General features: G+C 70.8%; 11 protein-coding genes. 3 read left to right on the forward strand and 8 right to left on the reverse strand.

The window, feature by feature from the left end:
- Positions 1–243: 243 nt before the first annotated feature.
- Positions 244–3,111 (reverse strand): phosphoenolpyruvate carboxylase, encoded by a 2,868-nt coding sequence (ppc, locus tag R4P08_RS11935; protein ID WP_317814092.1) that lies wholly within the window; start codon positions 3,109–3,111, stop codon positions 244–246.
- 147 nt (positions 3,112–3,258) lie between these two features.
- Here ppc and R4P08_RS11940 point away from each other — a divergent pair, with 147 nt between their 5' ends.
- A complete protein-coding gene (locus R4P08_RS11940; RefSeq protein ID WP_317814093.1) occupies positions 3,259–3,693 on the forward strand; it encodes a DUF4870 domain-containing protein in 435 nt (144 codons plus the stop codon).
- A gap of 50 nt (positions 3,694–3,743) precedes the next feature.
- Here R4P08_RS11940 and R4P08_RS11945 read toward each other — a convergent pair whose 3' ends face one another.
- Complete coding sequence (locus R4P08_RS11945) at positions 3,744–5,495, reverse strand: AMP-binding protein (RefSeq protein WP_317814094.1); 1,752 nt, start codon at positions 5,493–5,495, stop codon at positions 3,744–3,746.
- A 211-nt stretch (positions 5,496–5,706) separates the two neighbouring features.
- Between R4P08_RS11945 and R4P08_RS11950 the strand changes: the two genes are divergently transcribed.
- Entirely contained in the window at positions 5,707–6,549 is an 843-nt protein-coding gene (locus R4P08_RS11950; protein WP_317814095.1) for a tyrosine-protein phosphatase, read from the forward strand.
- Here the strand turns inward: R4P08_RS11950 and R4P08_RS11955 are convergent.
- The 6 genes from R4P08_RS11955 to R4P08_RS11980 all read right to left on the reverse strand — a co-directional run bounded on the left by R4P08_RS11955 (position 6,533) and on the right by R4P08_RS11980 (position 16,031).
- On the reverse strand, positions 6,533–6,925 hold the full coding sequence (locus R4P08_RS11955; RefSeq protein WP_317814096.1) for a hypothetical protein: 393 nt from the start codon (positions 6,923–6,925) through the stop codon (positions 6,533–6,535). The genes R4P08_RS11950 and R4P08_RS11955 overlap by 17 nt on opposite strands.
- Before the next feature lie 157 nt (positions 6,926–7,082).
- Entirely contained in the window at positions 7,083–10,553 is a 3,471-nt protein-coding gene (locus tag R4P08_RS11960; protein ID WP_317814097.1) for a UvrD-helicase domain-containing protein, read from the reverse strand.
- Complete coding sequence (locus tag R4P08_RS11965; RefSeq protein ID WP_317814098.1) at positions 10,550–13,552, reverse strand: PD-(D/E)XK nuclease family protein; 3,003 nt, start codon at positions 13,550–13,552, stop codon at positions 10,550–10,552. Before R4P08_RS11965 ends, R4P08_RS11960 begins: the two co-directional genes overlap by 4 nt.
- A gap of 35 nt (positions 13,553–13,587) precedes the next feature.
- Positions 13,588–14,181 (reverse strand): helix-turn-helix domain-containing protein, encoded by a 594-nt coding sequence (locus R4P08_RS11970; RefSeq protein ID WP_317814099.1) that lies wholly within the window; start codon positions 14,179–14,181, stop codon positions 13,588–13,590.
- 84 nt (positions 14,182–14,265) lie between these two features.
- Positions 14,266–15,132, reverse strand: coding sequence for a Fic family protein (locus R4P08_RS11975; protein ID WP_317814100.1), 867 nt, complete (start codon positions 15,130–15,132; stop codon positions 14,266–14,268).
- Positions 15,129–16,031, reverse strand: a complete 903-nt coding sequence (locus R4P08_RS11980) for a putative nucleotidyltransferase substrate binding domain-containing protein (RefSeq protein WP_317814101.1) — start codon at positions 16,029–16,031, stop codon at positions 15,129–15,131. The genes R4P08_RS11975 and R4P08_RS11980 overlap by 4 nt, the downstream gene beginning before the upstream one ends.
- A 179-nt stretch (positions 16,032–16,210) precedes the next feature.
- Here R4P08_RS11980 and R4P08_RS11985 point away from each other — a divergent pair, with 179 nt between their 5' ends.
- A complete protein-coding gene (locus R4P08_RS11985) occupies positions 16,211–17,749 on the forward strand; it encodes an amino acid permease (protein ID WP_317814102.1) in 1,539 nt (512 codons plus the stop codon).
- The last annotated feature ends 2 nt before the right edge of the window (positions 17,750–17,751 follow it).

Raw genomic sequence — 17,751 nt, forward strand, 5'->3', positions numbered from 1 at the left:
CCGCCGAACACAACTTGAAAACCACGAAGAGCCCCCGATCGCCCTCACCGGCGACCGGGGGCTCTCCGTCATTTCACAAGGCGCGAGTATGACTGGGGCGCCCGTCAACGATCACCCACCAAGTCGATAGCCGCCGCATGCGGTCCGATGAGCACGCTGCGGTGGCGAGGCCGGGGGAGGCCACCCGCGCGACCCGCTCGATCTCGTAACAGTCGGCCGCACAGCGGCCTGGAACGTGGGTGGTCAGCCGGAGTTGCGCAGCGCCGTGGCCAGTCCGTTCATGGTCAGCTGGATGCCGGTGCGTACGGCCGGGTCCTCGTCGCCTCCGCGGTAGCGCCGCAGCAACTCGACCTGCAGGACATTGAGCGGCTCGAGGTACGGGAAGCGGTTGCGGACGGACCTGGCCAGCGCCGGGTTGTCGTCGAGCAGCGTCTCGTACCCGGTCACGGCCAGCAGCATCTCGCAGGTGAGGTCGAACTCGTCGGAGATGATCCCGTGGATCCGCCGGCCCACCTCGCCGTCCGGGACGAGCTCGGCGTAGCGGCCGGCCAGACCCATGTCCGCCTTGGCCATCACCTGCGCCATGTTGGACAGGGTCGTGCGCAGGAACGGCCAATCGCCGTAGAGGCGCCGCAGGGTGGCCATCCGCTCGTCGGCGCTCGCCTGGCTCTCCGGTTCGCCCCCGATCTCCCCAAGGCCGCCGTTCTCGCCGTCGATCCAACGTCGCAGGGCAGTGCCGACGCCGAACCAACCCGGCAGCATGACCCGCGACTGCGACCATGACAGCACCCACGGGATCGCCCGCAGGTCGTCGACGGTCGAGGTCTGTTTGCGCGAGGCCGGGCGGGAGCCGATGTTGAGCTCGCCGATCTCGCTGAGTGGGGTCGAGGACGTGAAGTACTCGATGAACCCTTGGTCGTGATGGACCAGCGACGCGTACGCCTCGCGTCCCAGCCTCGCGAGTTCGGTCATCACCTCGTATGCGTCCGCCGCCCGGTCGCCGAGGCCCTCGACGTCGAGCAGGGAGGCCTCGAGCGTGGCGGCCACCAGTGCCTCGAGGTTGCGGCGGGCGCGGTGCGGTTCGGAGTACTTGGCGGAGATGACCTCTCCCTGCTCGGTGATCCGCAGCGCACCCTGCACCGCACCGGGCGGCTGGGCGAGGATCGCGTCGTAGGAGTTGCCACCGCCCCGGCCCACCGCGCCGCCCCGGCCGTGGAAGTAGCGCAGGTGCACTCCGGCGCGGTCGGCGGCGTCGACGAGGTCGCGTTCGGCCTGGTAGAGCGCCCAGTTGGCCGCCAGGTACCCGCCGTCCTTGTTGGAGTCCGAGTAGCCGAGCATCACCTCCAGTACATCGCCCTGCGCGCGGATCAGTGCCCGGAACTGCGGCAGTGCCAGTGCGGCGTCGAGGATCCCGGGCCCCGCCGCGAGGTCGTCGATCGTCTCCAGCAGCGGGATCAGCCGCACGCTCGACCGCGGCTCCTCCGGGTCGCCGGAGAACAGGCCCACCTCGCGCAGGAGCACCGCCGGCTCCAACAGGTCGGACACCGACCCGCACATGGAGACGATGTAGTGCGGCACCACCTCCGGCCCCAGCAGGTCTACCGCCGCAGCGGCGGCCCGCATCACGCCGAGTTCCTTGGCCGCCAGCTCGGACAGCTCAGCCCGCGGGCCGAGCAGTGGGCGATCGTGGGAGAGCTCGCGCAGCAGCAGCTCGACGCGGGCGTCCTCGTCCAGCGCCGAATAGTCCCGGCTCACCCCGGCCAGCGCGAACAGCTCGGTGAGCACCTCCTCGTGCGATTCCGAGTTCTGCCGCATGTCCAGGGCCTGCAGGTGGAACCCGAACGAGCGCAGCGCCCACCGGAGGTCCCGCAGCCGCGGCTCGCGCAGCAGGTCCGACCCGCAGGCGGACAACGCGGCATCGATCGTGTCCAGATCGGCCAGCATCTCCGCCGGGGAGCGGTACGGCTCGTCGTCGTCTCGCCCGATCGCGGGGGACGTACCCGACGGCGACGACGACGAGGAGATCGACCGCGCGGCGAGCCGACGGCGGACCACCCGCACGGCGCGGCGGAAGGGCACGTCCTCGCGGGTGGCGGTGATCTCGTCGCGGACCTCGGGAAGCGAGTCGGCCAGTTCGTACAGCTCGTCCGGTACGGGGACGACCCGGGCCGACAGGGACAGTTCCCGCTCGAGCTTCCGGAGCTGCTCCGCGTAGTGCCGGTGGACGAGCTCGGCCGCGCGTTCGGTGGCGAAGCGCACCACGTCGCCGGTGACGTAGGGGTTGCCGTCGCGGTCGCCGCCGATCCACGACCCGGGGCGGACCACCGCGCGGTCGCCGGTCCCGAGCCGCTCGGCGATCTCGGCGTTGAGCGGAGGGATCACGTCCAGCAGCGTGGCCTCGTGGTACTGCAACCCGCTCAGGACCTCGTCCTCGATGCGCGGGCGTTCGCTGCGGATGATCGCCGTCTGCCACAGGGTGAGCACCTGCTGCCGGATGTCGACCTCGATCTGGGCTGTCTCGGCCTCTACCACCGGGTCCTGGGGTCCGGTGCGCAGGGCGTCGCGGCGGCGCATGAGGGCGTGGACGCGGCGCGTGACCTCGAAGACCGTGCGACGACGCGTCTCCGTGGGATGCGCGGTGAGCACCGGTGACACGCGGGCGGTGGCGCGGACCGCCTCGAGCTTGTCGGGCGCGAGATCGGCACCGTCCAGCCGTGACCAGGTGGACCCGAGGTCGCCGTCCGGCGGAGACTCGCCCGCGGCGGTGTGGATTCTGCGACGGCGCTCCTGGTGCAGGTCCTCGGCCACGTTGGCGAGCAGCGCGAACAGCGAGAACGCGCGGATGACGGGGATGATCTCCCGCGCACTGACGTCGGTGAACAGGGCCACCACCTCGTCGCGGTCGGCCTGCGAGCGGCGGACCGCGAACGCGGTGCGGCGGGCGGTCTCCACGAGGTCGAAGATCTTCTCGCCCGCTTGCTCGCGCACGGTGTCGCCCAGCAGGGCGCCGAGGAAACGGACGTCGTCACGCAGCGGTGCGACCGCCCGCTCGAGCGGATCTGCTTGGGTTGAATCTGACCGGGTTGAATCTGACCGGGTTGAGTCCGTCATGCGCGCCAGGGTAGGCGCGGCATGTGACACGCGTGTGAATCTCCCGGTAGTCGGGCTCAGAGGCGGATGGGACCGGGCGGCGGCAGAATGGCGGAAACCGGGGACTTCCCTGATGCCGATGCGCTGCGAGAGGTGGACACTGGGGACATGACCCAGCAGCCCGGATTCCAGCAGTACGGCGGCTCCGCTCCAGGAAATCAGCCGTTCGGCAACCAGCCCGCGACCGTCGGGCCCGACGACCGCACTCTCGCAGCCCTCGCGCACGCCTCCAGCCTGATCGCGATGGTGTTGTCGGCCGGCTGGCTGTCCTTCGTCGGACCACTCGTGATGTGGCTGATCTACAAGGACCGCAGCCCGTTTGTCCGCCAGGCCGCCGCGGGCTCGTTCAACTTCAACCTCGGCCTGTGGATCATGAGCATCGTCGGTTGGATCTGCATCTTCACGTTCATCGGCATCCCGGTCGGCCTGGTCCTGCTGGCCGTCTCGTTCATCGCCCAGATCGTCGGCCACATCATCGGGACCTTGCGGGCGACCAAGGGCCGGACGATCAACTACCCGTTCCAGCTGCGCGTCCTGCACTGAGCGCACCCGGCCGGGGTCGCCGCCTGATCACGGCCGCCGCCGGCTCCTGATCACACCCCGGCTGGTTGCCGCCCGTGCAGTCGGTAGTTCGCGAGGAGCTCGTCGCGGACCTCGATGGTCAGGGGCAGGAACTCGTCGTCGTCCTTCCCTCCCACCAACGCGGCGCCCCCGCGGGCGTACACCTGTCCCGGCTCGATCCACGACTGGCGCCGCAGGCTCGGCTTGGCGATCTTGCGGGTGGCGGTGACCGGCATGGTCTCCATGATCCGCACGAAGCGCGGGGTCCACTTGGTACCCATGTCCGGCTGCGAGCGGCAGAACTGGCCGAACTCCACCGGGTCGAAAGTGGCGCCCGGCTCGAGTTGGATGGCCGCCATCACCTGGTCGCCGGTGCGTGGATCGGGCACCGGGTAGACGGCTACCACGAGCACCCCGGGGAAGCGGTCGAGGATGCGCTCGACCGGGCCGGCGGAGAAGTTCTCGCTGTCCACGCGGATCTTGTCGCCCGAGCGGCCCGCGAAGTAGAAGAAGCCGTCGGCGTCCTGGTAACCCAGGTCGCCGGAGTGGTAGACCTCGCCGATGTTGCGCTCGGCCGTGGCCGCGGGGTTGCGGTAGTAGCCCTCGAACATCGCCGCGCCGGTCAGGTTGCAGATCTCACCGATCGCCTCGCCGGCGTTGACCAACCCTCCGTCGGCGTCGAACTCGGCGGTCGGGCACTCCCGGCCGCTGTCGTCGAGGATCGTCACCTGCATGTGGGCGCCGGCCACCCCGAGCGCGCCCGGCGGGGTGTCCTCGGTGTGGCTGATCACCACGCCGCCCTCACTGCTGCCGTAGGACTCGAGCGGTTCGACGCCGAAGCGGCGGGCGAACTCGGCGCGGTCGTGGGTCGAGGCCTCGGTGCCGAAGACGATCCGCAGCCTGGTCCGGCTTTCCTCGGGGCGCTCGGGCTGGGCGAGGATGTACGAGAGCGAGCGACCCACGTAGTTGACGTAAGTGGCGTCGAAGCGCAGGACGTCGGGGAGGAAACCCGACGCCGAGAACTTGCGACGCATGGCGAAGCTGCACCCGATATACGCCGCCGGGGCGAAGGCGGCGAACAGCGCGTTGCCGTGGAAGAGCGGCATCGCGCTGTACGCGACGTCTTCCCGCACGAGCCCGCGGTAGTTGATCGTGCCGAGCATCGCCATGCGTCCGGTGGAACACATGACGGCCTTGGGCGCGCCGGTCGAGCCGGACGTGAACAGCAGCGCCAGGAGCGTGTGGGGGTCTCGGGCGTCGTCGGCCAGAGCGGGCGAGGCGCCAGCGTGTCGGTCGAGCAGACCCTGCCAGTCGGGGGAGTCGATGTCGTACACGGCAGCGACACCCGGGTCACCGCCGTCGGCCTGCGCAGCGTCCAGCAGGGCCCGCCCGGCGGTGTCGGTGAGGATCACGTCGCAGTCCACGCCCCGGATGTCGGAGGCGAGTTCCGACCCACGTCGGGTGGGGTTGACGCCGATGACGGTCACACCCGCCAGTGCCGCCCCGCACAGGACGAACAGGTAGTCCGGGACGTTCTCGAGCAGGACGCCCACGTGCAGGCGCCGGAACCGCTCGGGCCGGTCCGAGAAGTGGGCCGAGTGCTCGGCCGCCAGGACCGTGAGGATTTCCGCGCGTACCGCGGACTCCGCCACGAACTCGCGCCAAGTCCAGGCTGCGTCCTCGAAGAGCAGACCCGGGTGGTCGTCGGCGGAGCGCTCCAACAGGATCTCGCCGAACGTCTGGTGCTGCATCTCGTGGCCGGGGTTGAAACTAACACGTGTCATGTAGCGGAGGTTAGGACAACTGACGCGGTCATGACGGCGAAATGGCGGCCCCGGAGTGTGCCCTCCCCGGACGTCAACAACGTTCCGCGCGAACGTCCCCGCGTGGGGACCCTGTGGGCGCGCGGGCCCGGGTGACGGGTTCACCTGCGTTCCTGTAGGAACGTGAGGTCGGCGCGTCACAGGGGCGGGCGGGGAACTGAGGAGATGCGGGATGAACGCGGAGGCAGGTGCAGACGCCGGGGTCGACGAGGATCTGGAAGCCGACGATGTCGTGGAGGAGCTCGGGATGGTGGTGAGCGACGTCCGACTCACCACCATTCACAACTTCCGTGATGTCGCCGGACCCGGATACGCCATCCACCCCTCGGGGACCATGTCCCGCGGCCTGGTCTACCGTTCCACGACCCTGACGGTGGGGGAGGAGGACCTCGGGGTTCTCGAGCGTCTGGGGGTGAGCACCATCGTGGACCTGCGGACCGAGGCCGAGATCACCAAAGAACCCGACATGATCCCGGCCGGCGCCGAGTACCTCGCCATCGACGTGCTCGCCGGCAATTCCTCGGCCGCCGCCTTGACCGGGGCCGGGACGTTCAGCGTCGAGGATGCGCGCCGTGAGATGGCGACGACCTACGACCGGTTTGTCCTCGGCGACCAGGAGAGAGTGGCGTTCGGGCGCGCGGTGCACGCCGTGGCCCTGTCGTCCGGGCCGGCGATCGTCCACTGCACCGCGGGAAAGGACCGGACGGGGTGGATCTCCGCCCTACTCCAGATGCTCGCCGGGGTACGGGAGGAGGACGTGATCGCCGACTACCTGCTCACGCGTGAGATGTCGGTGGACTTCGTCACTGCCATCAGGACCTACGTCCGGGCCGAGATGCCCGATCAGTTCGACGCGATCGACGTCCTCATCGGCGTCGAGGAGAGCAATATCCGGCGCTCGCTGGACGCGATGACCAAGGAGTTCGGCGACGCACGTCGCTACCTGGTGGAAGGCGCCGGCCTCGAGGATTCCCTGGTGGACGAGCTGGGGGCCCGGCTCAGATCAGGACGATGAGGGCGCCGACCGCGCCGCCGAAGGCGATAGCCTCGAGGATCACGGCGAGGATGCGACCCGTCTCGGTCCGCGCCGCCGCGTGGACCCGGGGGCCGGCCATCGTCATGGCGAACACCAGGACGATCACGCTCACCCCGACGAGTGTGTCGGCCAGCCGCGCCGCGACCCCGTAGACCATCGCCAGGCCGATCAGCCCACCTATCGCCGCGGCCGCGAGGGTGGTCAGCGGCGCCGGGAAGACGGCGGCGGGTGTGGCGTCGCTCTTCCCGAGCGATGAGTCGGCGCCGGGTAGGTTCTCGTCCGGGTCGCCCACTGCGAAAGCCGCAGGGGTGGACTGGTTCCACTCCTGCTTCTCGAGCGTCAGACGGTAGTCCATGACTCCGGACACTACGTAGGGACTCCGCCGGAGTCATTTGCAGTCACCTGAGGAATGGCAGCGATGAGCGATAGTGCTGGTCAGGCGCCTGGTAAGGGGCGGAGAGATCGGTCACATCCGCTCGCCGTCACCGGGGACCGGGCCCGGGCCACCACCCTCAGCCGAGGTCCCGTCCCACCACCGTGGCGCGGCCGCCGCGGCAGAACACCAGCTCGATCCGCGATACCCTCCGGCCCGTGGTGGCGCCGAGGAGTTCGGCGTAGGCGCACAGCTGGAGCAGGTACTCGTCGATGGTCGTGGTGGTGACGCTGACGTCGGTCTTGTAGTCGACGATCGACAGGGAGCCGTCGGGCTCGTCCACGACGAGGTCGACCACCCCGTCCACCGCGACCACCCTCCCGTCGGCGGTGGACAGTGGACCCGCGACCGGCAACTCCGCCCAGTGGGGCCGCGCCGCAGCCCTCCGGACGGGTTCTGAGGTGAGGGCGGTGCGGGCTACGGCGACCATCTCGGCGACAGCCTCGGGGGTCCGCGTGCTGCGGAGCCCACCGCTGAGTCCGAGGGCGGTGAGCTGACCTGCGGCCCACCGCTCCCAGTCTGCGGCAGCGGTGGAGTCGTCGCCGGTGGCGGACCGGCCGTCGGCCGAGGCGAGAACGGCGAGATCGGTGTGCTCGGCGAGGTGATGCACGGCGGTGCCCACGTCCGGGCCGGAAGCCAGTGGAACGCGGCGGGGAGCAGGTGGCACCTCCTCCTGACGTGCAGGAGCGGGGGCGAAGCGATCCCGGAGTGCGGCGGCCAGTTGCTCGGGAAGTGGGGGCCTCTCTTCGGCGGGCTCGGATTCGGTCGCCTCGGACGTGTCGAGAGCGGCAGCGGAGTCTCCGGCAGCGGCAGCTGCCGGGTGGACGATCCGGGTGGCCGACCAGCCGGCCCGCTCGGCGGAGCGGGCGGAGATCGCCTCACTGCGGTCGAGCCAGTCGTGCTCATCCGGAACGTCGACGTCGGGCGCATCGGCGGGACGGAGCAGATCCTCCCCGTAGGGCACGAGTGGTGGTGAGTCGGGCTCTTCCATCACCGAGCCGAGGAGAGAACCCCACAGCTTTTTCGGCTGAGGTTTGGTCGCCTTGGTGAGAACGTACCCGTGACCCGAGACCGCGAGTCGGCTCTCGGCGCGGGTGGTGGCCACGTACAGCAGTCGAATCCGTTCGGCCAGGGAGTGCTCCGCTTCGCGTTCTGCGGCCCTGTTGAATCTCGGATCGCGCACCTTCGGGGAGAACGAGGCCGCCGGACGAGGCTGCTCGTCGTCGGTCCAGAGAAGTCGCTCTCGGTCCGCAGGCCATTTACGGCTCATCCCGGCGATAACGACCATCGGGTACTCGAGACCCTTGGAGGCATGGATGGTGGTGATCCGGACAGCGTCTACGCCGATCTCGGGGATGGCGGCCTCCGGGACCCGGGCATCTTCAGCGGTCAGGGACAGTGCCCAGTCGGCGTACTCCCGCAGGTCGGCGCGGGCGGGGTCGGCGGCAGACTCCTCCCACTGCCAGGCGTGTTCGGTGACGAAGCGGATGCGTCGCCACAGATCGCGGCGGCGCGGGGACTCGGCAACCGACTCGAAGACCATGCGATCGTGCACGAGCGTCTCCAGCAGTTCACCCGGTCGCCGGGTGCCGCGGCCGAGGGCGGAGAGATACCTGATCCCCTCGGCGACCGGGGAGTCGGACAGACCCTCGGGGGCGGGGGCGCCGCTCGCCCACGTGCCACCGGCGGAGCGCCAGCGGAGCAGGTCGTCGTCGCCGCAGCCGAAAAGCGGGGAGCGGAGCGCACCGACGAGCGAGGCCTCGTCGGCTGTGTTGGCCACGGCCCGGACGGCGAGGAGTAGATCGCGGATCTCGGGGGTGCCGTAGACGATCGACGAGGCCTCGGTCCGGAAATCGATCCCGGCGTGGTCGAGGCATTTCTCGATCATGGGCAGCGACCCACGGGAGGGGAGAAGGATGGCGATGTCACCGAGCCGGAGGGGGGTCTGTTCACCGTTCTTCGACTCGTGCGTCCACTCCTCTCGGATCGCGGTGGCGATCACCCGCGCGACGTCAGAGGCTTCGGTCCAGTGACGCTTGTCATCTTCAGTCGCGTGTCGCGGGCAGTGATCGGGTACGTCCTCGGTGCGGAACACAAACGGCCGGGGTCCGTGTGCGGAGTCATGTACCGGTCGGCCGGGCCCCGGCTCGAGATCCTGGTATGCGGGCTGCACACCCTCTGCAGCGAGGAGCACCTCGGAGAACACGGAGTTGACCCAGTCGAGCACTGCCCGGGAACAGCGGAAGTTCGTGCTCAGCCGCTCGACCTCGACCCCGTTCCCACTCTGCGCGCGCAGGTAGGTGGAGATGTCGGCCCGCCGGAAACGGTAGATGGACTGCTTGGGGTCGCCGACGGTGAAGAGCCGCCCCGACTCGGGGCCGTCGCCTGACTCGTCACTGGTGAGGAGCGTCGCGAGGTCGAGCTGAATGGGGTCGGTGTCCTGGAACTCGTCGATGAGGATCCGTGTGTACTGGACCCGGACGCGATCTCGGACCGACCGGTTCTGCAGCAACTCACGCGCCAGGACGAGCTGGTCATGGAATTGCAGTGTGCCGTGCCGGCGTCGATCGTCTGCGTGCCTGAGGACCACCGGGATGAGGGCGTCGAGAACGATGGCGATGCGGGGACGCCAGTGCGTGGCGAGGACTTCCTTGCAGAGCGGTTCCAACGCCTTGATCTCTTCTTTGATGCCCTTGACGGCGTCGGCGCCTCCCCAGTTCGCCCCCTTCCCTCCGCGGCCGGTCTTGACGGGCTTGGCCAGGAGTTCGACCCAGCTGGGTGAGGCGGTCGGATCCGTGGCGGCCGCGTGCAGGTTCGCCAGCCACTCCTCGTGCTCGCCGATGGTGGCGTAGAGGAGGTCGGTCTCGTCCTGGCAGGAGTCGCGCCAGGCCACGATCGATCCGACCGCGGCGGCCACCTCGGCCAGGTCGGGCGACGTCGGGAGTTCGCCGTTCGGCGACCCGCCGGAGTACAGGGGCTCGGTGGGGAGGCGGTCCCAGTCGCGGTGGAGCGCCTCCACCATGTCGCGGAACGCGAGCGTGCCCACTCCGGCGTCGAGCATGTCGTCGACCGCTCGAGCGAGGTTGCCGGCGCGTGAACCCTCGTGATCCGTTCCGAACAGGACGGTCGCACATTCCTGCCACAAGGCGTTGACGGCTGTCGCCTCGGCGGTGTCCTGCTGGGCGGTCACCCGCGGCGGGATCCCGGCCTCGAGCGGGTTCTCCGAGAGCAGCCGAAGAGCGAACGAGTGCAAGGTGCCGATTGCTGCGGTATCGAGGCCGGCGAGCGCGACATCCGCGAGTGTGTCTCCCTTGTCTCGTTCACTCACGAGATGCATGCGGAGCCGGTCACGCAGTTCTGCGGCCGCCTTCTCGGTGAAGGTGATCGCGGCGATCTGGTCGACGGGTACGCGGTCGGTGAGCAGCAGGGCACTGAGCCGCTGGACCAGGGCATGGGTCTTACCCGTTCCTGCTCCGGCCTCGACGAACAGAAGGGCGGCGGTGTCGTTGTGGACGCGGTGGCGCGCGGGATGGTCCTGGAGCAAGGTCATGAACTGGATTCCGATCCGGAGTCGGTCTGGTCATCGGCGACGATGCCCGCGAACGCGGGGTGGGAGAGCAGGGGTTCTCGCCTGGACAGGCTCTCCCAGGTGCGGTCCAGATCCGCGCCTCCGAGGAGATCGGCCAGGTCCCTGGAGGACCCGCGGCCGCCCTTGAGTGGGAACCATCCGCTCTGGAGGGCGTCGACAAGGTTCCCGACATCCGTGCGGACGCGGTCCATGAGGGTGTCGGTGACCGCCAGGGAGATCTGTTCGAACTTCCCGCGCTCGGTGCAGTACCAGTACCGCACCTCGCTCACCGGCTGGGCTCGGGCGGTGGCGGCAGCCGCGGCGTAGAGCGGCAGCTGGAACCGGGTACCGGTCATCGTGGGGTCGTCCTCGCTCGGGCGTTCCTCCGCCTTGGGCGGGGCCCCCGTCTTGTAGTCCGTGACGCGCTGCGTACCGCCACGGACGTCGAGCCGGTCGATCGACCCGGCCAGGAGAAGGGTCCGAGGGCCGCGAGAGGTGGCGACCTCGAACGGGACCTCGGTCACCGGGGCGTCCGGCGCCGCGCGCCCGAATGCGAGTTCGGTCGCGGTGGGCTGCCACCCGTTGTCGGCGTCGGCGCTGTCCTCGTCGAACCAGCGGCCCAGCTCCGCGGCCAGGAGGATCTGCCGACGGCGCCACAGCGGGGTGAGCAACCCGGGGGCGGCGTTGACCGCGTCCTCGCATTCCTGTTGGAGTGCCTCCATGAGCAGCTCGCGGTCGGGGTCGCCCCCGCGCTCGAGGCGAGCGGAGACGTAGCGCTGCAGGATCGCGTGGACCAGATCGCCGTAGTCCCGTAGATCCATCTCGATGTGCGCCGCGGGGTCGTCGAGAGGGCGGACCCGGAGCACGGTGCCGAGGAAGAAGAGGTAGGGGCTCTGGGCCCAGTCCTCGAGCCGGGTCGGCGAGACGGGATGGTCGAAGACGGTCAGCAGGTCTCTCACCGTGGACACGTTGCCGGTGAAGCGAGAGAACAGGCCCTTCCTGCGGTCTCGTCGCATCTCGTGGGCCCGGGCGAGCAACGCCGGTGCCCTGGCCCCGACCCGCCACTCGTCCGCCGCGAGTGCGCGGATGCGCAGCTCGGCCGCTGTCGCCGGGTCGGAACCGAGCTCGGCCGGCGGGGAGAGGACGCCGTCGACGAACGACGGGACCGCGGTGACGGACGGGCAGCCCGCCACGTTCTGCTGCCACTCGGTGGCGTGGACCTTCGTGCCGGCGAGGTGTGACAGCGTGGGCAGCAGCCAACGAGACGGGATGCGGTTCCCGCCGCCGCGCATGGACCCGCGGGGAAAGGTGCACAGTGTGCGGGCCGAGCCGGCGGAGAGCGCGAGCTGGAGAACCCGGTACCGCTCGTCGAGCTGGTCGGCGGGGAGCTCGACCGCGCCCTCGGGCAGCAGCGGGTCGGGCCGGTGTAGGACGGGGAGCAATCCCTCGGCCATTCCCACGACGCACACCGTGTCGAGGTCTCTCCCGACCGCGTCGTCGATCGGTCCCAGTGCCACGCCTGCGCCTTCGTCGCCGATCCTGTCGCCGATCGAGTCCAACCGCGTGGCCACGGCACCGACGATCCGCTCGCGGGTGATCACGGGGGAGATGGTGTCCAGGTCGGTCAGTGCGTGCACCGCGGCCTGCACGGCGGCCCGGTCGGGGCTCTGCCGGAACAGCGAGGTGAGCAGCGTGTCCACGGCGGCCACGACGTCGGACCACGTGTGGGCGGAGCCGAGCGCGCGCGAGCCGGCGCGGACCTTGCCGATCAGGCGTAGGAGAGCGGCACCGGCGGATCGCTCGGAGTCGGTGAGCCGACGCCCGCCGGACCCGGCCCCCTCCGACGATTCCGGTTCGGCGAGCAGTTCCTCCGCCAGTCGGTCCCAGTCGCTCCCACCGATGACCGGGAACGCCGTGCGGGTGAGCAACTCCAGGCGGCGGGAGGAGACCGGTGTCCCCGTGTCGTCCGGAATCAGCACAACCCCCTCGGCCACGATCGACAGCAGCTCGGCACGGGACATGAGGTCCGCATCCACCCCGAGGAGTCGGATGAGTGACCGCCCGACGGGGGTCCGCCCCAGAGTGGTGATCGAGGGGGCGTGGACGGTGATCCCCGACTCCGCGAACGCGCGGAGCAGCAGGCGCAGGTAGGGATCCGGCGACGGGTAGTAGACGCCGATCCGGTGACCCGGGATCCCGGCCGCGAGGCGTGAACGGACGAAGCGGACCACGGCTCGCACCTCGTCATCCGAGTCCGACGCGTGCAACACGTGGGTCCCCGTGACGGCGCCCTTCCCGTCCGGTTCCGCGGCGGAGGCCAGGTGGTCGGCGCCCGTCCCGGGGACCGGGGTGACCCCGCGGGCGTCCAACGCGGCGCGCAGGCGGCGCTCGGCCTCGGTCCCCCGCAGTGGCGCCGCGAGGACGATCCGGCCGAGCACGTCGAGCCTCTCCAGCGCCGTCGTCACCGCCTCGAACTGCGGGTAGTACGCGGCGCCGGTCATCGAGTGAGCCTGTTCCGACAGGCGCAGGACCTCCGAGTGCAGTGGCGTCCGCGGGAAGAGCGAACCCACGTCGACCTCCCCGAGCCGCAGGCAGGCCTGGGCCACCGCGTGAGCGGTGACCGGTTGGGAGGCGACCGCGCGCAACTCGCCCGGGTCGGCGTCGAGGGCCTTCTCGACAGCAGCCTCGAGGAGGGGGAACGGCAGCGCGGCGCGGGGGGCCAGTGCCGGCCCGGACAGTTCGGTGATCACCTGGGCGGCCGTCCGCACCGCCACGTTGACCGCGCCCCCGCCCAGCGCCAGCGCCCGCACGAGGTCCCTCGTCGCGCCGAAGGAGGCGACGATGACGGTGATGCGGCCGAGGGGATCGGACCCACGGAGGCGACGGACCTCGGCGACCACAGGGGAGACGGCAGGAGAACCGGGTGGGGAACCGAGCGGGAAGGCGCCGTCGGAGTCGGGGGAGGCCTGGGTTTCGGTCACAGCGCCATGGTGCCCCACGGGTACGACAGTCCGGGTCAACCGATGTCGATCGCACGGGTCGCGGCCGTCGCCCACCGCCCGGCGTCGATGCCGCCTGCCGGGTGGTCCTGCCGGTGCGCGATCACCGACTCGACCACCCGGAACGGTAGGTCGACGGCCTGGTCGCCGGGATCGAGGTCGGGGCGACAGAGGGAGACGAGGCGGCGGTAGATCCCCCTGAGTTCGGAGCGCGAGGCCCGGAAGCCCTCGAACTCCGCCCCGGCCACCTCGGGCAACACGTACAGCATCCCGATGTTCCAGCGAGAGGCCAGGAGGCCCTCGACATCGATCGTCGCCAGCGTCAGGAGGGTCTCCCGCGGGTCGCGGTCCCCCTCGACGAGGTGACGGGCGTGGTCGAGGGTCGGTGCCACCGTGGTGTCGAGCAGGGAGACGAGGATCGCGGCCTTGGTGGAGAAGTGTGTGTAGAGCGAGGCCTGGCGGAGCCCGACCGCGTCGGCGATGGCCCGGGTGGAGGTGGCCGTGTACCCGCGGGTGGTGAACAGTTCCGCCGCTGCGTCGAGGATCTCGTCCGCCGGGGTGGCCCCGGGACGCCGCCGGTCCACGAGTCGGGGGCGGCCGGGTGAGGACACGGGGCTCCCTTCGGGCAGCGGTCGGCGGGCAGTGGGCAGCGGGCAGTGGGCAGCGGTCGGCGACGGGCGATCACCGCTCGTAGGTCAGTTGCCGTCCGCGGCGGCGAACCGACCCATTGTGACACGGAGGAATTCGAACCGATGGGCTGTCGTATCGACGGTGCGCCGGGGCGGCGACGGCATGGAGGCGACGGCGGCCTGGACCCACATCTCGCGATCGGTCCGGGTGAAGTCGAGATCCACCCCGTGGGCGCGCGCGGCGAGTAGGGCGGCGACCGCGGCGGCGCGCCCGTTCCCCTCTCGGTACGGGTGGACGTGGTTGACCTGCGCGTACCAGTCGGCCAGGGCCAGGGCGACGGTCGTCGCGGGGGTTGTGGCGAGGGTTGTGGCAGGGGTTGTGACGCGGGTGGTGGCGCCGGAGGCCGAGGCGAGCGCGTCGGCGACGAGGGCTGCGGGGCGTTCGAGCGGAGCCAGCAGCGCCGGGACGTGGGCTGCGCTCACGAACGCGGAGCCCTGCTTGGTGAGGTCGACGATCCGGGGCAGGCCGGCCCAGGCGTACACGTCCCCGAACAGGGCCGCGTGGACACCGGACACCGTCGCGGGGGCGCGGGCGGGATCACGCAGGAGTCGTGCCCCGGCGGCGACGACGAGGAGGGCCTCCGCCCGGCCGAGAGCTGTCGCCGACGTGATGCCGAGACTGTTCTCGAGGACCCGCGTCCCGCGGATGAGGTAGGGATGGCGGCGGGACAGGGCACCGGGCCGCGGCCGCCGCACGGCGTCCGGCGCTACTCCCTGGAGGACCCGGAGGCGGATCGCGCGGGCGGGGGCGCCCCGATCGACGAGATCGAGTACCTCGTCGTCGTCCCCCTCCGGTTCCCATCCCTCCAGTGCGGAGACGGCGAGCATCGTGGCGGTGGCGGGGTGGCGGCTCGTCCGGCTCACCGCGGTCACCCAGGCTCCCGGAGCTCGCCCGCCGAGCGGAGGTAGTCGAGGGTGCGCTGCGCGCCGGCGATCTCGCGTGCGGCGGACCGGAGCCCGGCGCGCTCGGCCGTGGTGAGGGTGGAGAGAGGGAACAGGTCGGTTCCCGGGCCCTCGGACCCGGCGCGGAGGCGGACGTCCCACCGCAGGCGGGCGGTGACACGGGCGGCCACGCGCAGCGAGTCCCACCGGTCCGCCGGCAGGATCCGCGGATCGGCGGCGAGCTCCAGGCGCGCGTCGGTGGCGGTGGCGGTGACACCGGCGCGGAGCGCGGCCCAGCGGGCGAGTTTGACGACCGGGGTGAGCACCGACGCCTTGAGGTCGACGACGGGGTCCGAGCGGAGGTTGCGGGCGAACCGGGACGGCACGGACGCCCGGGTCGAGAGCGCGTCGGCCAGGACGTCGGCCAGCACCGCGGGGTGGGCTCGCACCGACTGGACGGCCAGGCAGGGCAGCAGGTCGGGCTGGTCATGGCCGTCGACGAGGGGCCGGGCGTCGGCGAGCAGTCCCAGGTGGACCACGCCCAGGTCCCGGGCGGGGGCGCCGGCCCAGTCGTCGGCGGCGGTCGACCACCCGGCGCGGGTCCGGACCAGGCGGGGATCGGCGGCCGAGGCAGTGGAGGTCTCGGCGAACCACGGCGCGGGGGAGAGGTCGGTGGAGGCGACGGCGCGCCGCACCGTGCGGTCGCCGGGATCGTCGACGACGGCGAGGGATTCCAGGTCGCTACCGGGGACGGCCTCCCCGCGACCGACCGAGCCGGTCACCCACACCGCGTCCGCCACCGCCGTGCCGACCCGCGTGGCCAGCTCGCGCCGCAGCCCGTCGGACCACGCGCGGGCGCGCTCGTCGGGAGGGTCGCCGAACGGTGCCATGGGGGTATTCGACCACGTCAGCAGGCACCCCGGGAACTCCGGGCAGCGGCGTGAACCGGTGTTAATCGGATGGAAACACAGCGCAACCGGCAGGTCACACGGTCGCGGAAAACTATCGACAGACAGGAACAGGTCCTGCACCCGGGTCCCCCGACCCCGTCTCGAGAGGAGCACCGGACATGAGTGAATCCCCCGGTCTCACCACCCCGGCTCCCGAACGTCGGGGCGATCACGACGACCTCGCCGACCTCGGCTACGAACAGCAGCTCCATCGCAGTCTCGGCACCTTCGCCTCGTTCGCCGCCGGGTTCTCGTTCGTCTCCATCCTCACGACGATCTTCCAGCTGTTCGGCCTCGGTTACGGCTTCGGTGGCCCGGCCTTCTTCTGGACCTGGCCGATCGTGTTCGCCGGCCAGTTCCTGGTGGCGCTGTGCTTCGCGGAGCTCGCGGCCCGCTACCCGATCGCGGGTGCGATCTACCAGTGGTCCCGGCGGATGGGCGGGGAGGTCGTGGGGTGGTTCGGCGGTTGGTTCATGATCCTCGCGCAGATCGTCACCGCCTCGGCCGCGGCCATCGCCCTGCAGGTCGTGCTGCCGAGCATCTGGTCCGGCTTCCAGATCATCGGGGACGACCCGGCCCTCACCTCCTCCTCCGGCGCGGCCAACGCCGTCCTGCTGGGCTCGGTGCTGCTCGTCGTCACGACGGTGATCAACTCGATCGGCGTCAAGTGGATGGCCTACGTCAACAACGTCGGCGTGACGTGCGAGATCGTCGGCGTGGTCGCCGTGGTCCTGGCGCTGCTGACCCACGCGGTCCGCGGGCCGCAGGTCGTCTTTGACACCGCGGGGATGGGGGACCAGCCGGGGTACATCTGGGCGTGGGTGGTCTCCGGGCTGATGGCGGCCTACGTCATGGTGGGGTTCGGCTCGGCGGGCGAACTCGCGGAGGAGACCGTCAATCCCCGCCGCATCGCGCCCCGGACCATCCGCCTGGCGCTGACCGTCTCCGCCATCGGCGGTGGCCTGATGATCCTGGGCGCCCTCATGGCCGCGCCCAGCCTCACCGACGGCCGCCTGGCGACCGAGGGCCTGCCGTACGTGCTGAACTCGGTGCTCGGGAACTTCTGGGGCAAGGTGCTCCTGGCGGACGTCGTGGTGGCGATCTTCATCTGCACCCTCGCCATCCAGACCGCGGCCTCCAGGCTCATGTTCTCCATGGCCCGCGACGGCAGGCTCCCGTTCTCGGCAGCGCTCTCCCGCGTCCACCCGCGTACCGGCACCCCGATCCTTCCGTCAGTTCTGATCGGGCTGGCCTGCATGGCGATCCTGCTGGTCAACGTGGGAAACTCAGCGATCTTCGCCACGCTCGCCTCGGTCTGCATCATCCTCATCTACCTCGCCTACCTGTGCGTGACCGTGCCGCTGCTCCTGCGCCGGCTCCAGGGATGGCCGAGGGGTCCCCGGCTCACCGACGCCGAGGGGAAGCAGCTGTTCTCGCTCGGCCGCTGGGGGGTTCCCGTCAACGTGCTGGCGGTGGCGTACGGCCTGCTCATGACCATCAACCTCGCCTGGCCGCGGGCCGAGATCTTCGACCCCTCCGGCGAGGCCCCGTGGCTCCGGTGGGCGGGCGTCCTGACCGTCGTGGCCGTCGTGGGCCTGGGCGTCCTGTGCTTCCCCCGCGGCAAGACCCATCCCAAGCCCGTCCAGATCGGAGAGTGACC

This window comes from Rhodococcus sp. IEGM 1408 (genome assembly GCF_033142235.1).
Classification (GTDB): domain Bacteria; phylum Actinomycetota; class Actinomycetes; order Mycobacteriales; family Mycobacteriaceae; genus Dietzia.

What these genes read in the sequence shown, in the direction of transcription:
- ppc (WP_317814092.1), bottom strand. Translation starts at nt 3,111, where the DNA reads ATGACGGACTCAACCCGGTCAGATTCAACCCGGTCAGATTCAACCCAA.
- R4P08_RS11940 (WP_317814093.1), top strand. Translation starts at nt 3,259, where the DNA reads ATGACCCAGCAGCCCGGATTCCAGCAGTACGGCGGCTCCGCTCCAGGA.
- R4P08_RS11945 (WP_317814094.1), bottom strand. Translation starts at nt 5,495, where the DNA reads ATGACACGTGTTAGTTTCAACCCCGGCCACGAGATGCAGCACCAGACG.
- R4P08_RS11950 (WP_317814095.1), top strand. Translation starts at nt 5,707, where the DNA reads ATGAACGCGGAGGCAGGTGCAGACGCCGGGGTCGACGAGGATCTGGAA.
- R4P08_RS11955 (WP_317814096.1), bottom strand. Translation starts at nt 6,925, where the DNA reads ATGGACTACCGTCTGACGCTCGAGAAGCAGGAGTGGAACCAGTCCACC.
- R4P08_RS11960 (WP_317814097.1), bottom strand. Translation starts at nt 10,553, where the DNA reads ATGACCTTGCTCCAGGACCATCCCGCGCGCCACCGCGTCCACAACGAC.
- R4P08_RS11980 (WP_317814101.1), bottom strand. Translation starts at nt 16,031, where the DNA reads ATGGCACCGTTCGGCGACCCTCCCGACGAGCGCGCCCGCGCGTGGTCC.
- R4P08_RS11985 (WP_317814102.1), top strand. Translation starts at nt 16,211, where the DNA reads ATGAGTGAATCCCCCGGTCTCACCACCCCGGCTCCCGAACGTCGGGGC.